Annotated in this window: 11 protein-coding genes; 9 read left to right on the top strand and 2 right to left on the bottom strand. The window is 35.8% G+C overall.

The annotated features are described in order from the left end of the window. Window positions 1-38: 38 nt before the first annotated feature. A complete protein-coding gene (locus AC2A1G_RS19000) occupies window positions 39-1979 on the top strand; it encodes a hypothetical protein (protein ID WP_484048449.1) in 1941 nt (646 codons plus the stop codon). 362 nt (window positions 1980-2341) lie between these two features. On the opposite strand, the gene AC2A1G_RS18995 is transcribed toward AC2A1G_RS19000, so the two are convergent. Beyond that, window positions 2342-2830, bottom strand: a complete 489-nt coding sequence (locus tag AC2A1G_RS18995) for an Hcp family type VI secretion system effector (RefSeq protein WP_484048448.1) — start codon at window positions 2828-2830, stop codon at window positions 2342-2344. A gap of 267 nt (window positions 2831-3097) precedes the next feature. After that, window positions 3098-5851, bottom strand: coding sequence for a fibronectin type III domain-containing protein (locus tag AC2A1G_RS18990; RefSeq protein ID WP_484048447.1), 2754 nt, complete (start codon window positions 5849-5851; stop codon window positions 3098-3100). 303 nt (window positions 5852-6154) lie between these two features. Between AC2A1G_RS18990 and rimP the strand changes: the two genes are divergently transcribed. From rimP to AC2A1G_RS18950, 8 genes are all read left to right on the top strand, one after another. Further along, window positions 6155-6622: a ribosome assembly cofactor RimP gene (gene rimP, locus AC2A1G_RS18985; RefSeq protein WP_262150686.1), complete on the top strand. Its 468-nt coding sequence runs from the start codon at window positions 6155-6157 to the stop codon at window positions 6620-6622. A gap of 70 nt (window positions 6623-6692) precedes the next feature. Next, window positions 6693-7928 carry a transcription termination factor NusA gene (gene nusA / locus AC2A1G_RS18980; protein ID WP_484048446.1) on the top strand — a complete coding sequence of 412 codons (1236 nt, stop codon included), beginning with the start codon at window positions 6693-6695 and terminating at the stop codon, window positions 7926-7928. A 73-nt stretch (window positions 7929-8001) separates the two neighbouring features. After that, window positions 8002-11004 (top strand): translation initiation factor IF-2, encoded by a 3003-nt coding sequence (infB, locus tag AC2A1G_RS18975; RefSeq protein WP_484048445.1) that lies wholly within the window; start codon window positions 8002-8004, stop codon window positions 11002-11004. 308 nt (window positions 11005-11312) lie between these two features. After that, on the top strand, window positions 11313-14330 hold the full coding sequence (locus AC2A1G_RS18970) for a SusC/RagA family TonB-linked outer membrane protein (protein WP_484048444.1): 3018 nt from the start codon (window positions 11313-11315) through the stop codon (window positions 14328-14330). Window positions 14331-14557: 227 nt separating this feature from the next. Further along, window positions 14558-15793 carry a RagB/SusD family nutrient uptake outer membrane protein gene (locus tag AC2A1G_RS18965; protein ID WP_484048443.1) on the top strand — a complete coding sequence of 412 codons (1236 nt, stop codon included), beginning with the start codon at window positions 14558-14560 and terminating at the stop codon, window positions 15791-15793. 209 nt (window positions 15794-16002) lie between these two features. Beyond that, window positions 16003-17931: a putative porin gene (locus AC2A1G_RS18960; protein ID WP_484048442.1), complete on the top strand. Its 1929-nt coding sequence runs from the start codon at window positions 16003-16005 to the stop codon at window positions 17929-17931. 12 nt (window positions 17932-17943) lie between these two features. Next, window positions 17944-19530: a bacillithiol biosynthesis cysteine-adding enzyme BshC gene (gene bshC, locus AC2A1G_RS18955; RefSeq protein ID WP_484048441.1), complete on the top strand. Its 1587-nt coding sequence runs from the start codon at window positions 17944-17946 to the stop codon at window positions 19528-19530. 40 nt (window positions 19531-19570) lie between these two features. Next, window positions 19571-21271: an amino acid ABC transporter substrate-binding protein gene (locus AC2A1G_RS18950; protein WP_484048440.1), complete on the top strand. Its 1701-nt coding sequence runs from the start codon at window positions 19571-19573 to the stop codon at window positions 21269-21271. Window positions 21272-21303: the final 32 nt, after the last annotated feature.

Genomic DNA, 21303 nt, shown 5'->3' with positions numbered 1-21303 from the left:
GTATTTAGTGAACTTTTAAATTAATTAACATCTTTTAAGTGGACGAAAATTTCGAGAAAACAGAAAATTTAAATCAAGAAAAGACTGATTTAGATACCATAATCGTAAAGAAGGAATTTTGGATAAGTCAATGGGAAAATTTAATAAAAAATTTTCTAAAGAGGTCGTATGGTTTATCGCTTTATAGTCCGCATATCTTAATTGATGATATAATTACTGAGATAAATGAAAATCAGTTTAGAAACATCGAAAATAGAAAATACTTTTACGACAAATTAGATAAATACTGTAAAGAAGATCAGATAATCAAGGATAATCTAGGCGCTCTATTCAAAATTTTAAGAGCAAACTTCAACACAGATAAAAATAATCTAATTTTAGAAACCTGCCTAAATATTAAAAAACAATTTGCTAGCGGAATATATTTTGATAAAAATGTACAATTATTAATAAATCTTATTTGCAATGAGACGGCATTAAACCCTGAAATTATAAATAATACAAAAAATGTTTCTCAGTCAATAATAGTAGAATTGCTCAAAAGAGGATATGTTTTAGAAGATATTAGAGGATTTGCATCAAATATATTTGATACTTATAAAGAGCAAAAAGAGATTTCTTTTTATCAGATATCAACTAAATTTCCACATAAAATACATTTCGAAGATTATGGTGTTGTAAATCGAGATGAATATTATAAACAAATAAAAAATAGTGTAAAAAATCTCACACTAGAAATGAGAATCTGGGCATTATCAAATTATTTTTATAAAGAGCGGAAAAAGGTTCATTACTTATTTGTTGTAGAGGGTTTAAAAGGTTCAGTAAATATTGAAGTGGGGAAAGTCACTCTATACTCAATCGATCAAAGAAAATTTATAAGTAGTGATAGGCAATCTGAGGAAAATTTACTCCTCATGTCTAAAAATAAAAATTATTCTAAAAATGTTGTTATTGCGGCAGTTGAAGTTGAATATCTTTTGCCAAAGTCATCTTTGATTGATGCATTGAATATTCTTGAAAATATTTTGGACTTAATCAGTTGTCATTATAAAACTAAAACATCATTAGAAATTGACACTACAAAATATATCGTTGTTGAAAATGGACGCAGTATAAGTTCGAGTTGGTCAAGAAATAAAAAAGATAAATTCATTAACAATGAAGAAGCGCTAAATTTAGAAGATTTATCAGAAAAATTTATAGAATTAAATAATTACAGCAAATTTTTAAATAAATCAACCTTAAATATTGCGAATTCAAGATTAACAAATGCTATTCATTGGTTTAGTAAAGGAGAGCAGACGTTTCGACTTGAGGATAAAATGTTAAATTACTGGATTGCAATTGAAAATCTTTTCAATTTAGAATATGATATTAAAAATGATATATTAAATAAAAATTATTCTAAAATTCAACTCATTCAAGAAATAATTGTTTCTAATGAAGTTCAAGGATTGGTATTTCAATATGGTTGGGATCTTTATCATACGTATAGTCATTTAATTCTTAACAATTTACGGCCAAATTTTTCCTTAGAATTAATTAAGAAATCAAATTTATCATCCGATAGTGGCCAACGTATTTATTTGAAAAAATTTATAGATAGCTTAGATCAGCTAAAAGAATTAGAAGAAGATTTATCAATAAAACTGGAGATTGAAAATGTTCAAGACTTTTATCTTAACAATCACAAAATATTGAAGATTTTAGATGAGCAGAGTCAATCGATTAAAGATGATATTTTGATGATTTACCGTTTCCGAAACTTAATTGTTCACAATGCGCATTTCGATAACGCACTCTTGCCGTATTATGTATGGAAAGTTCAAAAATATTCTGGAAGTCTGATACGAAATCTAATTAAACAGTGTGCTTTGGAGGAAAAGACTTTATCAGCCCACGTAATTAATATATTTCTACGGAAACAGGAATTGTTGAAAAATTTAGAAAATAAAGACTTTCAAATATTGAAGTAACTAAATTTAACTTAGGAATTCAAGGTTTTTGTTAAAAATAATGTTTATGCGATATAATTATTTTTAAAAGAAAAAAAAGCCCTTTCACAATTGTTTCAAATTTTAATAAGCAATTTTATCAATAAAAATACGACCTGTAACTTATGTGGTTTTTTAGACTATTTCACAGCTTTTTTTCAAGTGTAGATAGTGCGTAGATAAAGGCATGATAAAGCGTAGTTAATGTCACTGAATGCTGCGTTATTCTAAAAGAAAAATATGATCTAAAAACTGTTGCGATAAACGTATCTTTTTATATACAGTTAAAAGAGTTTTTATATCAAATTGCTTTTTCAATCACAAATTAATTGTGCCAAATATTATTACCAGTCATCCATTCCCACAATTCCTCCATCTGTCCATATCCATTCTATTTTCTGGTAAGTGAATGAAATTTCTTCATATTCGGTCAGATTCACTAGTTCAGGGTTTTTATTGTTGGGCATTCTGAATTTAATATCAGAAATACTTGCATTGGTAAGTCTGATGGTGTAATGCTGTTTTTCAGTTGCTGCTCCGGCAGCTGTTCCTTTTTGTGGTGTCCAGAACTGAAGTTCGAACTCCGTGATCTGCTCATTACTGCAAAGGGCACTGTAAAGTAACGGACTGGATTTGTCTACTTCTTTAGTGATAATGAAAGGCTTGTGCATCCGTTTTCCACTCGGAAGTCCGCTCACAGCATCCCTTGGGGAATTGATGTCGTGACTCACAGCGATAATCTGAATTCTGTTTTCTTTGCCTTTTTGAAGTACAGAGCCTTTTATTTCGCCCTGTTTTTTGCCTTTTAGTCTAAGGTATGCATTGAGTGCCATGGTAATTGATTTTAGTTTTAGTAAATTTAAATATAATTATGATTTTCCGCAAAGTTTTGTTTATGGAATTGATCTTTAAATATTTCTTTTCTAAATATTTAGATTTGGTTTTTGTTTAAATTTTAAGAGCCGAAAACTTAAAATTTGATTAAAACAAAAAAAATCCGCTCTGCAAAATTTATTGCAAAGCGGATGGATATTTAATTGTGATTTCCAATGTTTAAAAGAAAATCTTCGAAGTTTATCTACTTTTTTTTAAGACTAAAACTATTCAACAATCAATTTTAAAGTAAATAATTTTCTGGTATGAACTTTCACGAAATAAACACCTTTAGGTAAATTTTCATTCACCAAAGTAAATTTCTGATCATTTACATTTTTCGTTTCATACAAAAGCTGTCCTGCTGCCGATAAAAGTTGAATTTTCTCAATAGGATAATCGCTCTTAATAAAGGTCGGCTGTCCCGGTTTTGCAGGATTCGGATACAAAATCACGTTTTTCTCGGTCTTGCTGTTGGTTTCGTTGGTTCCCAAAGTGGCACCCACGACTTCAAAAGAAACTCTATTGGAAACTTCCGTGTAAGAATCATTGGTGAACATGACCATGTAATAGTTTCCAGTGGTTGTTGGAACACCGTTTACGTTTCCGGTGATAGTTTTACTGCCCTGCGTGATTCCGTCAAAATACGTATAGGAAGTAAACTGGTCATTCGGAGTTTGCACAGATTGGGGATAGATTCCCAGCCAGTCTTTGATGATTCCTGGAGAATCTGTCCATGAAGCGGTAATGTTTTCTCCTAAAGTGTAAACAGGTTTGTTGATCCAAAGATCGGTAACAATGTCTCCGACTTTAAAAAACACTTTCTCTCCGATTTGCGTGTAGCCGTCCTCTAAAAGATAAGTTGCATAGTAATAACCTTTTGGCAGTCCTGTGAAATTCTTGGTTCCTGCAGAAGTGGTTACATAGCTCCATGTTGCAGATGGATTGGCTGATCCCGGTACCTGTCCCATTTTGTAAATTCCAATCCAGTCATTCGTTAAATTCGGTCCGTTCGAGTAGTTTACTACCACCGTTCCGCCTACAGGATAAGAATCTGCTGTAGTTTGAAGAACCACTTTTGGTCCTACGTAGAAATTTTTTCTTCCTGTAATTTCTGTATATCCATTATTGGCAAAGAAACCTGCAAAATACTGTCCTTTTGTAGCCAGTCCTGTGTTGAAGTTTGCAGTTCCTGAAGTCTGCCCGTTAGTATATTTATATCCCTGAGATGTTACTGCGGATGGATTTTGTCCTTTTTTATAAATTCCTACCCAGTCCTGCTGATTTCCGGGGCCGTCTGTGTATGTTGCCAGAATCGCTTCGTTTTGTAAGTATTCAGTTTTATTTAAAACCAGTTGAGGGTTTGAAACCACACTTCCTGTTACCTCAAAAGATTTCACATCACTCCAGTCGCTCCACTCAAGATTTCTGTCTCTGTATCTTACTTTTACATAATAAACACCGTTGGTAATCGAGTTGGCTGCGATAGTAGCTTTGGTAATGTCTACGCCTGCGTTAAGGTTTTTCGTTACGTCAGGATTTCCTGTTCCGTCTTTCCCAAACCAGTTTTCGTAGTCGCGGTAAAATTCTTTGTCAATCACAGAGAAGTCTGCTGTTTTGCTCACAAGAAACTGTGTCGTATTCAAAAGTTCTGCAGTGGTTGTAGCAAATGCACTTCCGTTTAAAGTTAAAGGCAAAGTAACCGGAGCTGTAAAAGTGTTTGTGACAGAGGGTTTAGCCGGCTTAGCCTGATTTTTATACCTGTGGAAACTGTCAACCGTCACACTGTTTTTCTGTTGGTAAATTCCTCCGATAGAGTAACTTTCAATATCCATTTTACCGGTGTTTACATCGACTTCGATAATTTGATAAGTCCAGTCTGTCAAAGTTTTTTGTACATCGTCAAAGTCCTGCTCATTAGACATTCCCCAATATTGATCCCACGCAGTTCCTCCTGAAATAATCTGGTAATTTGGCGAATTTTTAAGCTGACCTCTATGGTACAGGTGATGGTGAGCGCCGATGTGCATCACATATTTGTCTGAAGCCGTCAGCATCGGAACTGCTGTGTTTCTTACCCATGTAGAAATATCGCCAACATATTGCTCTGCCTGATATGGTCTGTGGCTTAAAGAAATAATCCATTGAACTGTGCTGTCAGTTGCTGCGGCTGCAAGAATTTGCTGTAGCCATATTTGTTGTGCAGATCCGGTGTGTTCTGAGCTTAAACTTACAAACAAAACATTTCCGGCCTGCTGAGCGTAATAGTTTTCGTTTCCTGAGCTGATGTTTTTGTAACTTAGTTCATCTATAAAAAAGTGAGCGTAGTAAGAGCTCATTCCCAATGTTCCGTAAGTTTCATGGTTTCCTACAGTTGTTTGAATAGGAAGGTAAGGCGAAAGCTTTTGATTTTTCTTAAAGTGAACATTTTCATAATGGTCAAGCGTTCCTACATCCACCTGATCTCCCACCATGAAAGTCAGAGCAATATTATCTGAAGGGTCATTAGTTGCTCCAAATCTTTCTTTGATTTTCTTGTAAGCATGAAGGTTTAAAGAATCGTATCTCGGCTCGTTCTTCAATTGATTGTCTCCCATAATCAGGAATCTGATTTTTCCATTGGCAGTTACAGCCTGTCCCGGAAGAGGAAGTGTTCGGAAATTGTAAACAGATGATTCTGAGGTTCCTGTTTTGGTTTTGTAATAATATTTTGTGTTCGGTTGTAGGTTGGCAATTTTTGCGGTGTGATAAAAATAATTGTTACTGTATCCGGTATCTGTGAAAATGTTGGTGGTTCCGGTAACGGTTACGTTGAGGTTGGTGGGCGAAGTTCCATAGTAAACTGTTGTCTCATTGTTGGAAGACGTTTTCCAGTTTACAATCATTGAATTTGGAGTAGGATTCTGAAGATAAGGAACTATGGTCTGCCCAAAGCATAAGCTTGTGACAAAGCAGCACAGCAGCAGTAGATAATGTTTCATAAAAGCGGTTTTAGGATTTAATTTTGATTGGCCAAAACTAAACTCTTGAGATTACGCCATTGTTATCAGGCTGTTAAATGATATTTAATTAAAAAGACAGTTTTTATGAAAAACACTTTCTGTTGTGAATTTTAAATTAAATTTGAGGAAGAGGCTGATATCTCGTTACATATATCATTCTGATAATTAGACTTATTTGTATTTTCTTAAAAAATATCTTATATTTGCACAAGATTTACGGGAAAAATGGAAAGGCTTCGAAAAGAAAGCCTTTTTTCGTACTGTAAACCAGTAGTATAACGTATGGAGTTTAGAAAAAAAATTGAAGACTTATTAAATGAATTTCTCGCAACAAGAGAAGATCTTTTTTTAATAGATTTAAAAATCTCAACAGGAGACGATATCACGGTAATCCTGGATGGAGACAACGGAGTTTCGGTGCAGGACTGTCTGGATGCAAGCCGCGCAATTGAATTTAATATGGATCGTGAGGAGCATGATTTCAGCCTTCAGGTAATGTCTGCGGGATTGAGCGAGCCTTTGGTGACGCCGAGACAGTTTCAGAAAAACATCGGAAGAGAAATTGAAGTGATGTTTGAAAATTCTGAAAAAATTGAAGGGGAACTTGCAAAAGTGGATGAGGAAAAAATTACATTAATTCTTCGTTACAGAAAACCGAAAGAAGTAGGTAAAGGCAAAGTGGATGCAGTGGAAGAAAAAGAAATTCTTTACACTGAAATCAAAAAAGCACTGGTAGTAATTAAATTTTAACTAAAAAGGTGAACGGTTTTGATTTGCTAAAATCAATGATCATTCATCATTTATCAATTATATAATAGATATGGATAATATAGCGTTGATTGAATCATTTGGTGATTTTAAAGACGAAAAAGGGATCAGTAAAATTGATCTGATGGCAATTATTGAGGATGCTCTGAAGACTCTTTTGAGAAAAAGATATGATTCTGATGACCATTTTGATGTGATTGTAAATCCTGATAAAGGAGATTTTCAGATTTTCTTAAATAAAACAATCGTGGAAGACGAAATGTCTGAAGACGATGATCTTGAAATTGAAATTTCTGAAGCCAAGAAAATTGACCCAACTTTCGAAGTAGGTGAAGATTTTACAATGGAAATTCCTGTTGCTCAGCTGGGAAGAAGAAATATTCTTACATTGAAGCAGATTTTGGCAACAAAACTGCAGGAGCACAACAACGCAATGTTGTATGAACAGTTCAGAGACCGTATCGGCGAGATTGTGATTGGAGAGATTCACCACATCCGTCACAAGCATGTTATTCTTCTGGACGATGAGGAAAATGAATTTATCCTTCCAAAGGAAAATCAGATTCCTTCAGATTTCTTCAAAAAAGGAGAAAGCATCAGAGCTATTGTTGAAAGTGTTGATTTTAAAGGTTCTAAGCCTCAGATCATCATTTCAAGAACAGCACCAAAGTTTTTGGAGAAATTACTCGAGCTTGAAATTCCTGAAATCCAGGACGGAACAATCATGCTGAAAAAAGTGGTGAGAATTCCTGGTGAAAAAGCAAAAATCGCCGTAGATGCCTACGACGACAGAATAGATCCGGTAGGAGCGTGTGTTGGTGTAAAAGGTTCCAGAATTCATGGAGTTGTAAGGGAATTAAGAAACGAAAACATCGACGTTATCCAATGGGCAAAAAATCCTGAGCTTTTGGTAAAAAGAGCGCTTGGGAATGTGATTATCAATAAAATAGACATCAACGAAGAAACCAATTATGCATTGGTTTATACACCTGTGGAAGAAATTTCCAAGGTGATTGGTAAGCAGGGACAAAACATCAGATTAGCTTCTTGGCTGAGTGGCTTCGAAATTGATGTGTACAGAGAAGCCAGTGAAGATGATGACGTAGAATTGAAAGAATTTGATGACGATATCGAAGCATGGGTATTGGAAGAATTCAGGAAGGTGGGTCTTACCACAGCAAAATCGGTATTGGATAAAGATACATCGACTTTACTGAACATGGTGGATCTTGAAGAGGAAACAATTGAAGATGTGAAGAGAATTCTGAAAGAAGAATTTGAAGACTGATTATGAGTTGATATCCTGATAAAAAGTAGAAAGTACTTTAATTTTAAAAATTAGAAAACAGTAAAAATATTAGATGCCAAAAATTAGATTAAATAAAGCGGTAAAGGAATTCAATATTTCAACATCCAGATTAGTAGAGTTTTTACAGTCGAAGGGTATTGAGGTTGAAGCCAATCCTAACGCTCAATTAGAAGAAGCGGCATATTCTGCATTGGAAGCTGAGTTTGCCAAAGACGGCGAGCAAAGAAAAGCGTCCCATGAGGTGGTGATTACCAAAGTTCCGGAAGAAAAGCTGGAAATTGAGGAAAAGAAAACCCCTGAAGTAATAAGAGCTAAATCAAATCGACCTGAAACTAAAATTTTAGGTAAAATAGATCTGGAAGGTAAAAAGCCAGAGCCGGAAGCTGTTACTCCGGAACCACAAAAAGTGGAAGAAAAGGTAGAAGAACCTGTACAGCCAAAAGAAACTCCTGAACAAAAACCTGTTCCGGAAAAACAGGAATTTAAGGTTCTTGATAAAATTGATCTTTCACAAATCGAGTCTAAAAGCAGACCAGTTAAAAAAGAACAGCCTAAACAGGAAGAAAAGAAACCAGTTGAAAAACCGGCTGAGCCTGTAAAGGAAACTCCCAAAACTGTTGAAGCGAAAGAAGAATCAAAACCAGTGGAGGCAAAAACAGTAGAAACAAAGGTTGCAGAAGTGACGCCTGCGGAAACAAAACCGGAAACTCCTGCCGAACCTGAATCTCAAAAAATTGAAACCGTTTACCAAAAGCTTGACGGACCAAAAATCGTTGGTGAAAAAATTGACTTAACTCAGTTTGCACCAAAAACAGGTCCTGGAGCTAAGAAGAAACGCAAGAGAATAGAAAAACCGGGTGGTCCTAACCAAAACACCGGAAACAACCAACAAGGTGGAAATAACCAAGGTGGACAAAACCGTCCTCAAGGTCAAAATGGTCCGGGAGGAAACCGTCCTCCAGGTCAGGGTGGCTATCAGGGTAACCGTCCAGGCGGTCCAGGTCAGGGTGGTCAAAACCGTCCAGGCGGTCCACAGGGTAACCGTCCTCCAGGACAAGGTGGAAACCGTCCAGGCGGTCCAGGTCAAGGTGGCGGAAACCGTTTCGGAAACAATAACAGACCGGGGCAAAGAACCATGCCTGTTGAGTTAACAGACGAGCAAGTTAAAAACCAAATCAAGGAAACACTTGAAAAATTAACCAATAAAGGAGGTAAATCTAAATCTGCTAAACACAGAAAAGATAAAAGATCTTACCGTAGAGAACAGGATTATCTTCAGCAGGAAGCCGATGCAAGAGACACTTCATTAAAAGTTACAGAATTTATCACAGTAGGTGAATTGGCAAGTTTGATGGATGTAAGTGCAACTGAAGTAATTTCTGCTTGTTTTTCTCTTGGTGTAATGGTTACAATGAACCAAAGATTAGAAGCTGATACCTTATTATTGGTAGCAGACGAATTTGGTTATAAAATTGAATTCTCAGATGCTGATCTTGAAGATACAGATGCTGAAGACGAAGTAGATACTGAAGAAAGCTTATTGCCAAGAGCACCGATTGTTACTGTAATGGGACACGTTGACCACGGTAAAACTTCATTATTGGATTACGTAAGAAAAACCAACGTTATCGCAGGTGAATCTGGAGGTATTACCCAGCACATCGGAGCTTACAACGTTAAACTTGAAAACGGTCAGAGAATTACATTCTTAGATACACCGGGTCACGAGGCGTTTACAGCGATGAGAGCAAGAGGTGCACAGGTTACCGATATTGCAATTATCGTAATCGCTGCCGATGATGACGTAATGCCTCAAACTAAGGAAGCAATTTCTCACGCGCAGGCAGCAGGTGTACCAATGATTATTGCCATCAACAAGGTAGATAAGCCGAATGCAAACCCTGATAACATCCGTCAGCAACTTTCCGGAATGAATATTTTGGTAGAAGAGTGGGGTGGAAATGTTCAGGCACAGGAAATTTCAGCTAAAATGGGTAATAATATGGATCTTTTATTAGAGAAAGTATTATTGCAGGCAGAAATGCTTGAATTGAAAGCGAATCCTGAACGTGCTGCAAACGGAGTTGTAATTGAAGCATCTTTAGATAAAGGTAGAGGATATGTAGCAACCATGTTGGTGCAAACCGGAACTTTAAAGGTTGGAGACTATGTAGTGGCAGGTAAAAACCACGGTAAAGTAAAAGCTTTGCTTGATGAAAGAGGAAAGAACCTTACAGAAGCGGGTCCATCTATTCCTGCAACGATTTTAGGTTTAGACGGAGCGCCTACAGCAGGTGACAAATTCCGTGTTTATGCAGACGAAAGTGAAGGTAAGGCTATCGCTAATAAGAGAGAGCAATTACAGAGAGAATTATCAATCAGAACCAAGAAACATACGACACTTGAAGAATTGGGTAGACGTATTGCTTTAGGTGAATTCAAAGAGTTGAATATTATCCTTAAAGGTGATGTGGATGGTTCTGTGGAAGCACTTTCTGATCAGTTACAGAGATTATCTACAGAAGAGATCAGCGTGAAGATTCTTCACTCAGGTGTAGGTCAGATTACTGAATCAGATATCAACTTAGCGGCAGCATCAGATGCTATTATCATCGGATTCAACGTAAGAGCTGGGGCAAATGCTAAAGAACTAGCAGACCGTGAGGAAATTGAAATCAGAACATATTCTGTAATCTATAAAGCTATCGACGAAGTAAAAGAAGCGATGGAGGGAATGCTTTCTCCAGAAATTCAGGAGCAGGTAATCGGTAACGTAGAAATCAGAGAAGTATTCAAGATTTCTAAAGTTGGAACGATTGCAGGATGTATGGTTCTTACCGGGAAGGTAACGAGACAGTCTAAAGTAAGATTGCTTAGAGACGGTATTGTGAAATTCGACGGAGAGCTTGAAAGTTTAAAACGTTTCAAAGACGACGTAAAAGAAGTTACAAAAGGCTACGAATGTGGATTAAACCTTAAAGGTTATAACGACATCGAGCAAAATGATATTCTTGAAGTTTACGAAGAAGTAGCAGTGAAGAAAAAGCTTAAATAAGCTATTCATCACATAAAAAAATTGAAGACCGCAATTCTATGATTGCGGTCTTTCTTTATCTAAAATTTAATTTATAATGATTCTAAATAAATAGATTGGATTTAGTTAAAAACTGTTAATATCTTTAGATAACTGTAATTATGTTGTAAAAAGGGCAAAAGAATATCCATTTTATTGAATTGCATGCGTTAATTTATTTAAATATGTGTTTGAATTCATTAGCATTGTCCAATTTTAAATTTAAAAATGTTTTAAGTGTTAATAATTTTTAACATATTTGCAAAAGTTAAATATTAAAATTTGTTAATATGAATGTGAAATTAAAGGTGCTAAGTGCAGGAGTTTTGTTCTTTTTGGGACAAGCCGTTGTTGCTCAACAAAAGCCTCAAGACACTGCCACTAAAGAGTCTGAGATTGAAGAAGTGGTTTTAATAGGATATAGTTCAGTTCCTAAGGAAAGCTATGTTGGTACTGCCTCAAAAGTAGATTCTAAAGCGATAGATGCTAAAAACGTGTCATCTGTAAGTCAGGCTTTGGCAGGTGAAGCGGCGGGTGTAAGAGTAATTAATACTTCAGGTCAACCGGGTACGGATGCTACAATTAGGATTAGAGGTTTTGGTTCTGTAAACGGAAACAGAAGTCCATTGTATGTATTGGATGGTGTGCCATTTACAGGTAACGTAAGTTCAATCAATCCTGAAGACATTGAGAATACAATCATCCTTAAAGATGCTACTGCTACATCAATTTATGGTGCTAGAGGAGCTAATGGAGTTGTTGTAATCAATACTAAGAAAGGTCGTTCAAACAAGTCTGTTATTCAGTTGGAATCAAAAGTTGGTTTCAATATGGCATTACTTCCAAGATATGAGACTATTAAATCTCCGGAAGAATATGCTTCTTTGAGCTGGCAGGCATTGAGAAATAGAGGGAGATTATTAGGAAACGCAAACCCTACAGCGTACGCAAATACCAATTTATTCGGAACTGCAGGGATCAATCCTAACTATAATATTTGGGGGACTCCAGCTGCTCAGCTAATTGATCCCAATACAGGAATGGTAAGACCAGGCTCGAACAGACTTTATGATCCTGAAAATTGGGAAGACTATGCATTTCAAACTTCTTCAAGAACGGAGAATAATCTAAGTATCAGTGGAGGTACAGGTAAAACTACCTATTACACAAATATTGGATATTTGGATGATGAAGGTTACTCAATCAATTCAGATTTTGAAAGATATAATGGTAGATTAAACTTAACTCATCAAGCAAGACCTTGGTTGAAAGGTGAGTTTAATTTAGGATACGCTTACTCTAAAGCTAATAGAAACGGACAAACTAGTGATTCAGGAAGTATCTTTTGGTTTGTAGATAATATTCCTTCAATTTATCCTCTATTTTTAAGAGATGCAAATGGTAATAAAGTGGCAGATCCCTATTTTGGAGGTTTTCAGTATGATTACGGTGAAGTAGCTGGAAGAGGTTTTGGTGCGCTAACCAATTCAATTGCTGATGCTACTTACAATCAGAACAAATTTTTAAAACATGAAATTAATGCTAACATGTTTTTGAAAGCTGATATTACAAAGTCATTAAGTTTTGAGACAAGATTAGGAGGTCAATATTATAATAATAGTAATGATCAATTAACTAATCAATTCTATGGAAGTGCTGCAAGTCAAAATGGTTATATTTTTAAAGCGAAGACAGAATTAATGGCTTATAACTGGTTGCAATTGTTGAGATACAGCAAGAAATTTGGTGACCACAATGTTCAAGCTTTTGCAGCCCATGAAAGTAATAGCTGGGAGCAAAAGTATCTGTCTGCCGGAAGACCTAATTTAATTGATATGATTCCTGAACTTAATTTGGGTATTGGAGAATCTCAGTCAAGTTCATATGTAAATAATTATGCATTGGAAAGTTACTTTGGTAACGTTACATATGATTATCAAGGAAAATATTATTTTAATGGAACTATAAGACGTGATGGATCTTCGAGGTTTTTAACAGATAAGTGGGATACTTTTGCATCTGCAGGTTTAGGATGGCTTGTTTCTAAAGAAAATTTTCTTTCAGATAACAAGGTTATTAAAAACTTGAAACTTAAAGCCAGTTACGGAACGGTTGGAGATCAAGGTGGTGTAGGCTTTTATGCAGGTTATAATGTTTATACACCAGGAAACTTCATGGGGATTCCAGGAGCAACTTTCGATAGAAATGGATATCCTGATTTGACGTGGGAAAAATCAAATATTTTTCAAACGGGTGTTGAGTTAGGCTTGTTCAAAAATAACGCAGTTGAAATTGAAGTAGATTATTATCGTAAAGCAACAAACAACGTTATTTTTGATAATCGATTAGCCCCATCTACTGGAAATGCCATTTTAAAGGTTAATGATGGAGCACTAATTAATCAAGGTATAGAATTTACTGTAAAAACTCACATAATCAATAAAAAAGATTTTTACCTTGATTTCGGATTTAACGGAGAATATTTGAAAAACGAGTTGACGAAAATGCCTTACGATCTTGCTGCAGGTAGAGATAAGATTTTGGATCTTTCTGAAGCAGGTTTTGGTAGAGCTGCTGGAAGATCACAATATGATTATTATATGAGAGAGTATGCAGGTGTTAATACTGCTACTGGGGCTGCTCAATGGTACGTGAACTATGTAGACAACAATGGTAACGGAGCGTTCGATGCAGGTGAGCAGATTGCTTCATTATATGAGTATCAAACTTTAAATCCCAATGCTGATATAAAACAAGGGGTTACTGAGAATTATGCACAGGCAACTCAGAAATTTTTAGGTAAGTCAGCAATTCCTGATTTAAGAGGAGCCTTCAATTTTGATTTTGGCTACAAGTCATTCTCATTAGGGGTACAGTTCCTGTATAGTTTGGGTGGATATTCTTATGATGGTCTTTATGCTGGCTTGATGAATAACCTACAGGTTGGTAATAATAACTGGCATCAAGATATACGTTCCAGATGGCAAAATCCTGGTGATGTAACAGATGTTCCAAGAATGTCATCTAATTTTGCAGCTGACGTTAATACCAACGCAAGATCAAGCAGATTTTTGGTTAAGTCAGATTTCTTAGCTCTTAACAATATCAGATTAGGCTACTCACTGCCTCAAAACTATGTTAAAGCTATTGGGATGACAGGTTTTAATATTTTTGTAAGTGGTGACAATCTTTGGATTGCGACAAAAAGAAAAGGATTTAATCCAAGTACGAGTGAAACAGGTGGAAGTAATACCTACTCCTATGCTCCTTTATCTACAGTTACTATTGGGGCAAAAATTAACTTTTAATTTAAGATACAATGAAAAAGATACTAATTTTATCAAGTATAGCACTTGCGACTCTTACAATTTCATGTAGAGAAGAGTTTCTAGAAAGTGCACCAACAGAAACTATCGGTGAGGCTCCGTTACAGATTAAACTCAATGGTCTTTATCTGATGATGATTAATGTTGAGACAGGTGGGACTACTGGTCACGATGATTTTGGCCAGAAAGGATACGATATTTATAGCGATATGATGTCTCAGGATATGGTACTTGAAGGTCTTAACTATGGCTGGTATACAAATCTTGCCAACTTTGCGTCTCAAGGAGATTTTACAAGAACAGAAAACTACAAGCCCTGGAGATATTATTACCGAGTAATTGCAGGAGCTAATGATGTTATTAGTGATTTGGGAGGATCAGATTTCGTTCCTGTAACAGATGATGAAAAATCGGCTATGGGTCAGGCTAAAGCCTTAAGAGCTCACGCTTATTATAATTTAATTCAATTGTATACAAAAAATTATAATCCTAGTGAGCCTGCAATTCCTGTATATACAAAGCCTCAGCAACCAGCTGCACCTAAGTCTACACAGCAGCAAGTGTATGCACTAATCATTGATGATTTAACAAAGGCAGTACAATATCTTGATGGTTTTCAAAGAGAAAACAAAGGAATGGTTAATCAGGCTGTGGCAAAAGGAATGTTGGCTTATGCTTATGCAGCAACAGGTCAGCACGCTTTAGCTGCTTCTACTTCTAAAGAAGTTATGAATAATTACGGCTTTCCAATCACCACAAAACAACAAGCAATCAGAATGGTTCACACTGTAGGTTCACCTGCGTCTGGAGGCGGATTCAACGATTTAGCTACAACAAGCTGGATGTGGGGTATGGATTTGGCAGTAGTTAATGGTCTTGATTTGATTAGCTGGTGGGGTCAGGTAGATGTATTTACGTATAGCTATGCCGGTGTTGGTGATCGTAAAGGAATCGATTTGGGCTTGTATAACAGTATGAGAACTGACGATGCACGAAGAAATCAGTTTGTAGGAACTGCACAGAATTATCCTGGAAATAAATTTTATGATCCAGGTAGAGTATCTATGGGGCAAAGACAAGTTATTACTGACTATCTTTATATGAGAGTTGATGAGTTCCATTTATTAGCAGCGGAATCTTTAGCTAAAGCTGGTCAGGAAGCAGAAGCAAAAACGATTCTTAAAGCATATCTTCAAAACCGTATTACAGATGTTACGTATATCGATGCATTAAGTGGAGTAGCTCTTCAAAATGAAATTTATAAAAATACACGTTTGGAATTCTGGGGAGAAGGTAAATCTTATTTTGCCATGAAAAGACATAAGGGTACAGTGACTAGAGGTTCTAATCATTTGTTCTTAGCTGGTCAGACTTTGCAGTATGATGACGAAAGAATGTATTTGAAGATACCTCAAGAGGAAATTTTAAATAACCCACATTTTTAAACATATGTTTTTCTAGATTTTCATCTGGAAATTATTAAGAGGGATTTAACTGAAGTTTGAAATCTTCATTTGAAAACCGATAAACTTAGAATCATATTTTTGAATTATTTTTTATACCGCCCTGCTTTTTTAAGCAGGGTTTTTTATTGCGCTTTATTTCTTATTTTTGCCTCGTCAATCTTATCAGAAAAGATTTGATTTTAAATTCAATGAAATACCTATTTCTCTTTATCATATTAATGTGCTCAAATCTGCAGGCTCAGATTGTAAAAGATACCTTGACGGATCCGAAAGATGCAGACACCATCATTGTAGATTCCGGGAAGAAAGATTCTATGCAGATTTTCAAGCCTACCATCAACGATTACCTTATCCAAAAGCAATTTGGCGAGAAAAAAATCTTTGATACCATAATGACTGCCGATAAAACCTTCATTTTTTCACAGTACAACAACAGAGATAATTTCGGGAAAGTACAGTTTTCAAACATTGGTGCAGGATTCAATCCTTTGTCCTATGAAGTGATGGCTGAGCAAAACCTTTCACTTGTTCCAACCAATAAAGGCTACAATCTTTTGGGAGCAGATGATGTTTTGTATTATGATGTCAAAACGCCGACTGCATCTTTCATCTATCATAACGCAATGCGGAACGGTGCTGCTCTTCGTTCTACTTATACTCAGAATATTGGTAAAAGATTCAATTTTGCGATAGAATATGCCGGATTGCGGTCTCAAGGGATTTACAGAAATTATTTAGCTTCTAATAACAACACCATTTTTTCTGGTCATTACACCTCAAAAAGCGGAAATTACGAGTTGTTTGCCCATTACCTTCATCAGAATGTCAACAATCAGGAAAACGGTGGAATTGTAGATGACGATCTTTTCCAGGCAGGAGATTCAGATTACAGCAACAAATGGAACGCTCAGGTCAATCTTGAGAATTCAAGCTCGCAGTTTTCTTACAGACGATATTATCTGAGCCATCAGTTTTCGCCTTTCAATTCAGAGAAATTTCCTTTCAGAATAAGACATACACTTTCGCATCAGGGAAATAAGTATTATTATACTCAAAGTGGGGCAGATGATTATTGGTACACACTTCCAACACAGTTGGTCAATGGTTTTTCAGCTTCTACCAAAAAGTATTCTGATAATTTCAGCAATACTGTAAGTTTGGTTTTCGATAATGCAAAATTTAAATTAGATGCAGGTCTTCGTTATCAGATGCTGAAATATGGCTTAAATGAAATCAATCTTTCCAACATCTCTGTTCCCGCAGAAATGAAAGAAAGCAGAATCGGAGCTGTAGGAAATTTGCAGATTAATCTTTTTGATAAAATTGCTTTAAAATCATTCCTGGAATTCTCCAATGGAAGCCAGTTTGGAAGTTATCTGAAAACCACAAACAACTTAAAGTTTGAGCCCATCAAAGATTATTTCGTAGATGCTCACGTAAATTTTCAGACATCAACACCTTCATTTAATTACTTAGCCAACTCTTCAATTTACAGAAGATTCAATTACGTGCTTCAGGGCGCAAGAAATCAGGCAATCACAGATATTGGCGGAAGTGTAAATTTAAAATGGTTCAAAACACAGCTTTTTGCCAACTATTTTAGAATAGACAATTATGCTTATTTCAACTCTTCTGCACAGCCGATGCAGAGCGATGCTTCGGTCAATATTTCTCAGATTGGTGGTGATGCAACTTTCAGCTATGGGAAATTTCATTTTAATACAAGGTTACAGTTTCAGAACGTATTGTCCGGCTCAGAACTTTTGCCATTGCCTAGCTTTATCGGTCGTGGAAACCTTTATTTTCAGTCGAGAGCATTCAAAAATGCAGCAGAAATTCAGGCTGGTGTGAAGGTTTATTACTTCACTAAGTTTGCATCAAGAGAATATTTTCCTATTTTAAATGAATATATTCTTCCGGGAAGCGATTCTTTCTCCATTGGAGGGAAGCCGATTGCAGATGTTTACTTTAATTTAAAAGTGAAAAAAATGTTTTTCTTCATCGAAGGACAGCAGATTGGCAATCTCATTGCGCCGAACACTGCGTACGCTTTCCCACATTATCCGGTGTATGATTTCAGACTTAATCTTGGAATCGTCTGGTATTTGTTCAACTAAAAACTGAAAAAGTTGAAAACTTTAAAAACATTAGATTTCAAAAACATAGAAAGTATTCCGCAGCTGATCAAAGATTTTGTCAGCAGTCAAATTGAAGGATTTGAGGAGTATACTTTTTCAAAAGATAATTTTCAAAGACAGATTCACAGCAAAAAAGCTACTTTCTCAGATGAGCAAAGGCAGATTCTGTTTGAAGAATTAAACACACAGCTTTCAGATTTAAAACTATCAGATCTTCAGAAAAGCAATTTAGATTTAATTAAAAATCCTGAAACGTTCACTGTTACGACCGGACACCAACTTAATCTTTTCACAGGTCCTGCATTTTTTATTTATAAAATTTTACAGACTGTTAAGACTTGTCTTTATTTAAAAGAACAGTTTCCAGATCAGAACTTTTTACCTCTGTACTGGATGGCGTCAGAAGATCATGATTTTATAGAAATTAATCATTTCAAAACTGAAAACGGTTTCTACGAAATCAACGAGAAAAGTGGTGGAGTAGTTGGTAAAATTAAACTGACAGACACTCATTTTATATCAGAATTTGAAAGGGAATTTAAAGACCATATTTTTGGAACTGAACTGATTTTGATGCTAAAAGAATCCTATCAGTCTGGAAAAACACTGGCTGAATCGATTAAAATTTTAGTCAACAGGCTTTTTTCAGAATATGGATTGCTCATCATTGACGGCGATTCAAAAGCTTTAAAATCTCAGATGACAGCTATTTTTAAAGATGAAATTTTAAATTCTTCTTTAAAACAGAAATCAACAGAAAAGGTAGATTTTCTCACAGAAAAGTATGGGAAAGTACAGGTCAACCCGCGGGATATCAATCTTTTTTATCTTTCGGAAACCCGTGACAGAATTGATCCTTTTCAGGACAAATTTTTGGTCAATGACACTGAAATTTCTTTTTCTAAAGATGAAATTGTAGCTGAACTTGAAAGTTTTCCGGAAAAATTCAGCCCAAATGCATTAATGAGACCTGTTTATCAGGAAAAAATACTTCCGAATTTAGCTTACATCGGTGGAAATGCCGAAATCATGTACTGGCTGGAGCTGAAAGACTATTTTGAATCATTACAAATTCCGTTTCCGATTCTTATTCCGAGAAACTCTATGGTTTTTGTTGAGGAAAAAGTGTTGAAAAAAATTGATCATTTAAATTTACATATCGAAGATTTTTTCGGAAATTTCACAAAGGTTACCAATAAGAAAATTTTGGATAACAATGAGATTTTAAAGTCTTTAAATGAAAAACAGGATTTGCTGAAATCTCATTTTGAGAACCTGAAACTTCTCGCTGAAAAAACCGAAAAGTCTTTTGGAAACATGGTGAAAGGCGAAGAAGTGAGACAGATGAAATCTTTTGAAAGACTGAAAAAAAGACTTTTAAAAGCTGAAAAAATCAAGCAGGGCGAGCTGCTGGAAAGACTTGAAACTGTCTTTACCGAAATCAATCCAGCAAAAATCTGGCAGGAAAGGGTTTTGAATTTCAGCGTATTTTTTGCGGATCACGGCACAGAATGGATTGAGACGTGCTACAGAGAAATGGATGTGACAGAATCAAAACTAATAATTGTTGCCATTTAATTTTAAAGAAGTATTTTTGTAAACTATTTAAGATCACAGAATGATTAAAAAGCTTTTCGTTTTATCCGGATTAATCGCATTTATTGGGCTTTCTGCACAGAAGACCCATAAAGTCGTAAAAGGTGATACACCGTACAATGTTGCAAAAAAATACGGCATCACAATTGACGAATTTTATAAATTAAACCCAAAAACCAAAGACGGATCTTTAGCTATAGGACAGGTTCTTAATGTAAAGTCTTCATCTGCTGCTCCGGCACCAAAAGTTCAGACTTCTGAGCCTAAAGCAAAAGAGTTGGGTAGAATAGTGCTACAGCCGAAGCAAACCATTTACGGAATTACAAAACAGTATAAAATTTCTGAAACAGACCTCAGAAAACTGAATCCTGATCTTGATTCACACACTAAAATCGGGGACGAGATCACGCTCCCTTTAGAAAGCATTAAAAAATACGGAGGAACTCAGGCAGCTGTTGTGGAACAGCCAGCAAAAGTAACTCCGGCAAACAACAGGACAAAAATCGACAGTGGCAACGAAAGAACTTCTGCGTCTGTTCAAAACGACGAATATGTAACGTACACTGTTGAAGCCGGCGACACCGTTTTCTCTATTGTCAACAAATACGGAGTAACGATTGATGAGCTTATTGGCCTCAATCCGGATTTGGCAAAAGGTTTGAAAACCGGAATGGTTTTAAAAATCAAAAAACTGGATCCTGCTTACGTTAAGAAAAATGGTGATGCCTTAAATGTCGTATTGATGCTGCCTTTCGGATATAATTCAAATGATTCTCAGTACAGAGCCATGGCTTTGGATTTCCTCACAGGTGCTAAATTAGCCATAGAAAGAAATGCCGGAAACGGACAGAAATTAGATATAAAAGTCGTGGATTCAGGAAGTGAAGCTTCGTTTAGAAATTCTCTTACCCAGATTAATCCAAACAATACAGATTTGGTGATCGGGCCTTTCTTTAAATCTAATGTTGTAGATCTTTTAGATTTTACAAAAACACAGAAAATACCGGTAGTTTCGCCATTTGCAAATGCTCCGGATCTTCATGGTTACAGCAATTTGATTATTTTGGAAACCAGCGATCAAACGTATGCAGATAAAATAGTGGACGAGGTAAAAGCTGTTTATTCCAATCAGAAAATTTATGTTGTTGCGGATGCAAAGAAAGACAATGCCAATTATCTGAAAGCAGGATTTGAAAAAGTTTTGAAGAATGCAAACATCATGATCGTAAATTCCGCAGCAGATATTCAGCTGGATCAGAATATGATGACAGGTCAGTCGGCACCGGTGATTGCCGTGTTGGCAAATGATGATGATTCAGTAGGAGAAGCTTTTTCAAATAAAATCATTGCACTTTCAAAAGAAGTTCAGGGATTGAAGGCATTCAGTATGTATTCGGTTCCTAGCTTTGAAAAGAAAGCAGATGATTTGGTTCAGGCAAGTTTGGTCTATTTAATGGACAGAAAGATTGACCCGGACGGAAATTTTGAAAAAGAAATTCTTGCAGCGTACAAGGCAAAATACTGCAAAACTCCGGGCAAATATGCCATCATCGGATTTGATGTGGTGAATGATATGCTGACGAGAGAAAATAAAAAAGGAGAAATCTTTAAACAGATGAATAAGGTGCAGACTCAGTTGGCGACCAAATATGAGTTTGAAAGAGCCAAAGCCAATGGAGCTTATATCAACAAAGGCTTCAGAGTCATTAGATTGATGCCTTAATAACTAGAAACTATTTTATAAATATTTAATTA

The sequence above is a fragment of the Chryseobacterium sp. HNCC26DJ240 genome (assembly GCF_057180485.1).
The sequence above is the reverse complement of the archived record's forward strand: the minus strand, read 5'-3'. Positions and strand labels throughout refer to the sequence as shown.

What these genes read in the sequence shown, in the direction of transcription:
- AC2A1G_RS18990 (WP_484048447.1), bottom strand. Translation starts at nt 5,851, where the DNA reads ATGAAACATTATCTACTGCTGCTGTGCTGCTTTGTCACAAGCTTATGC.
- nusA (WP_484048446.1), top strand. Translation starts at nt 6,693, where the DNA reads ATGGATAATATAGCGTTGATTGAATCATTTGGTGATTTTAAAGACGAA.
- infB (WP_484048445.1), top strand. Translation starts at nt 8,002, where the DNA reads ATGCCAAAAATTAGATTAAATAAAGCGGTAAAGGAATTCAATATTTCA.
- AC2A1G_RS18965 (WP_484048443.1), top strand. Translation starts at nt 14,558, where the DNA reads ATGATGTCTCAGGATATGGTACTTGAAGGTCTTAACTATGGCTGGTAT.
- AC2A1G_RS18960 (WP_484048442.1), top strand. Translation starts at nt 16,003, where the DNA reads ATGAAATACCTATTTCTCTTTATCATATTAATGTGCTCAAATCTGCAG.
- AC2A1G_RS18970 (WP_484048444.1), top strand. Translation starts at nt 11,313, where the DNA reads ATGAATGTGAAATTAAAGGTGCTAAGTGCAGGAGTTTTGTTCTTTTTG.
- AC2A1G_RS18950 (WP_484048440.1), top strand. Translation starts at nt 19,571, where the DNA reads ATGATTAAAAAGCTTTTCGTTTTATCCGGATTAATCGCATTTATTGGG.
- AC2A1G_RS18995 (WP_484048448.1), bottom strand. Translation starts at nt 2,830, where the DNA reads ATGGCACTCAATGCATACCTTAGACTAAAAGGCAAAAAACAGGGCGAA.
- rimP (WP_262150686.1), top strand. Translation starts at nt 6,155, where the DNA reads ATGGAGTTTAGAAAAAAAATTGAAGACTTATTAAATGAATTTCTCGCA.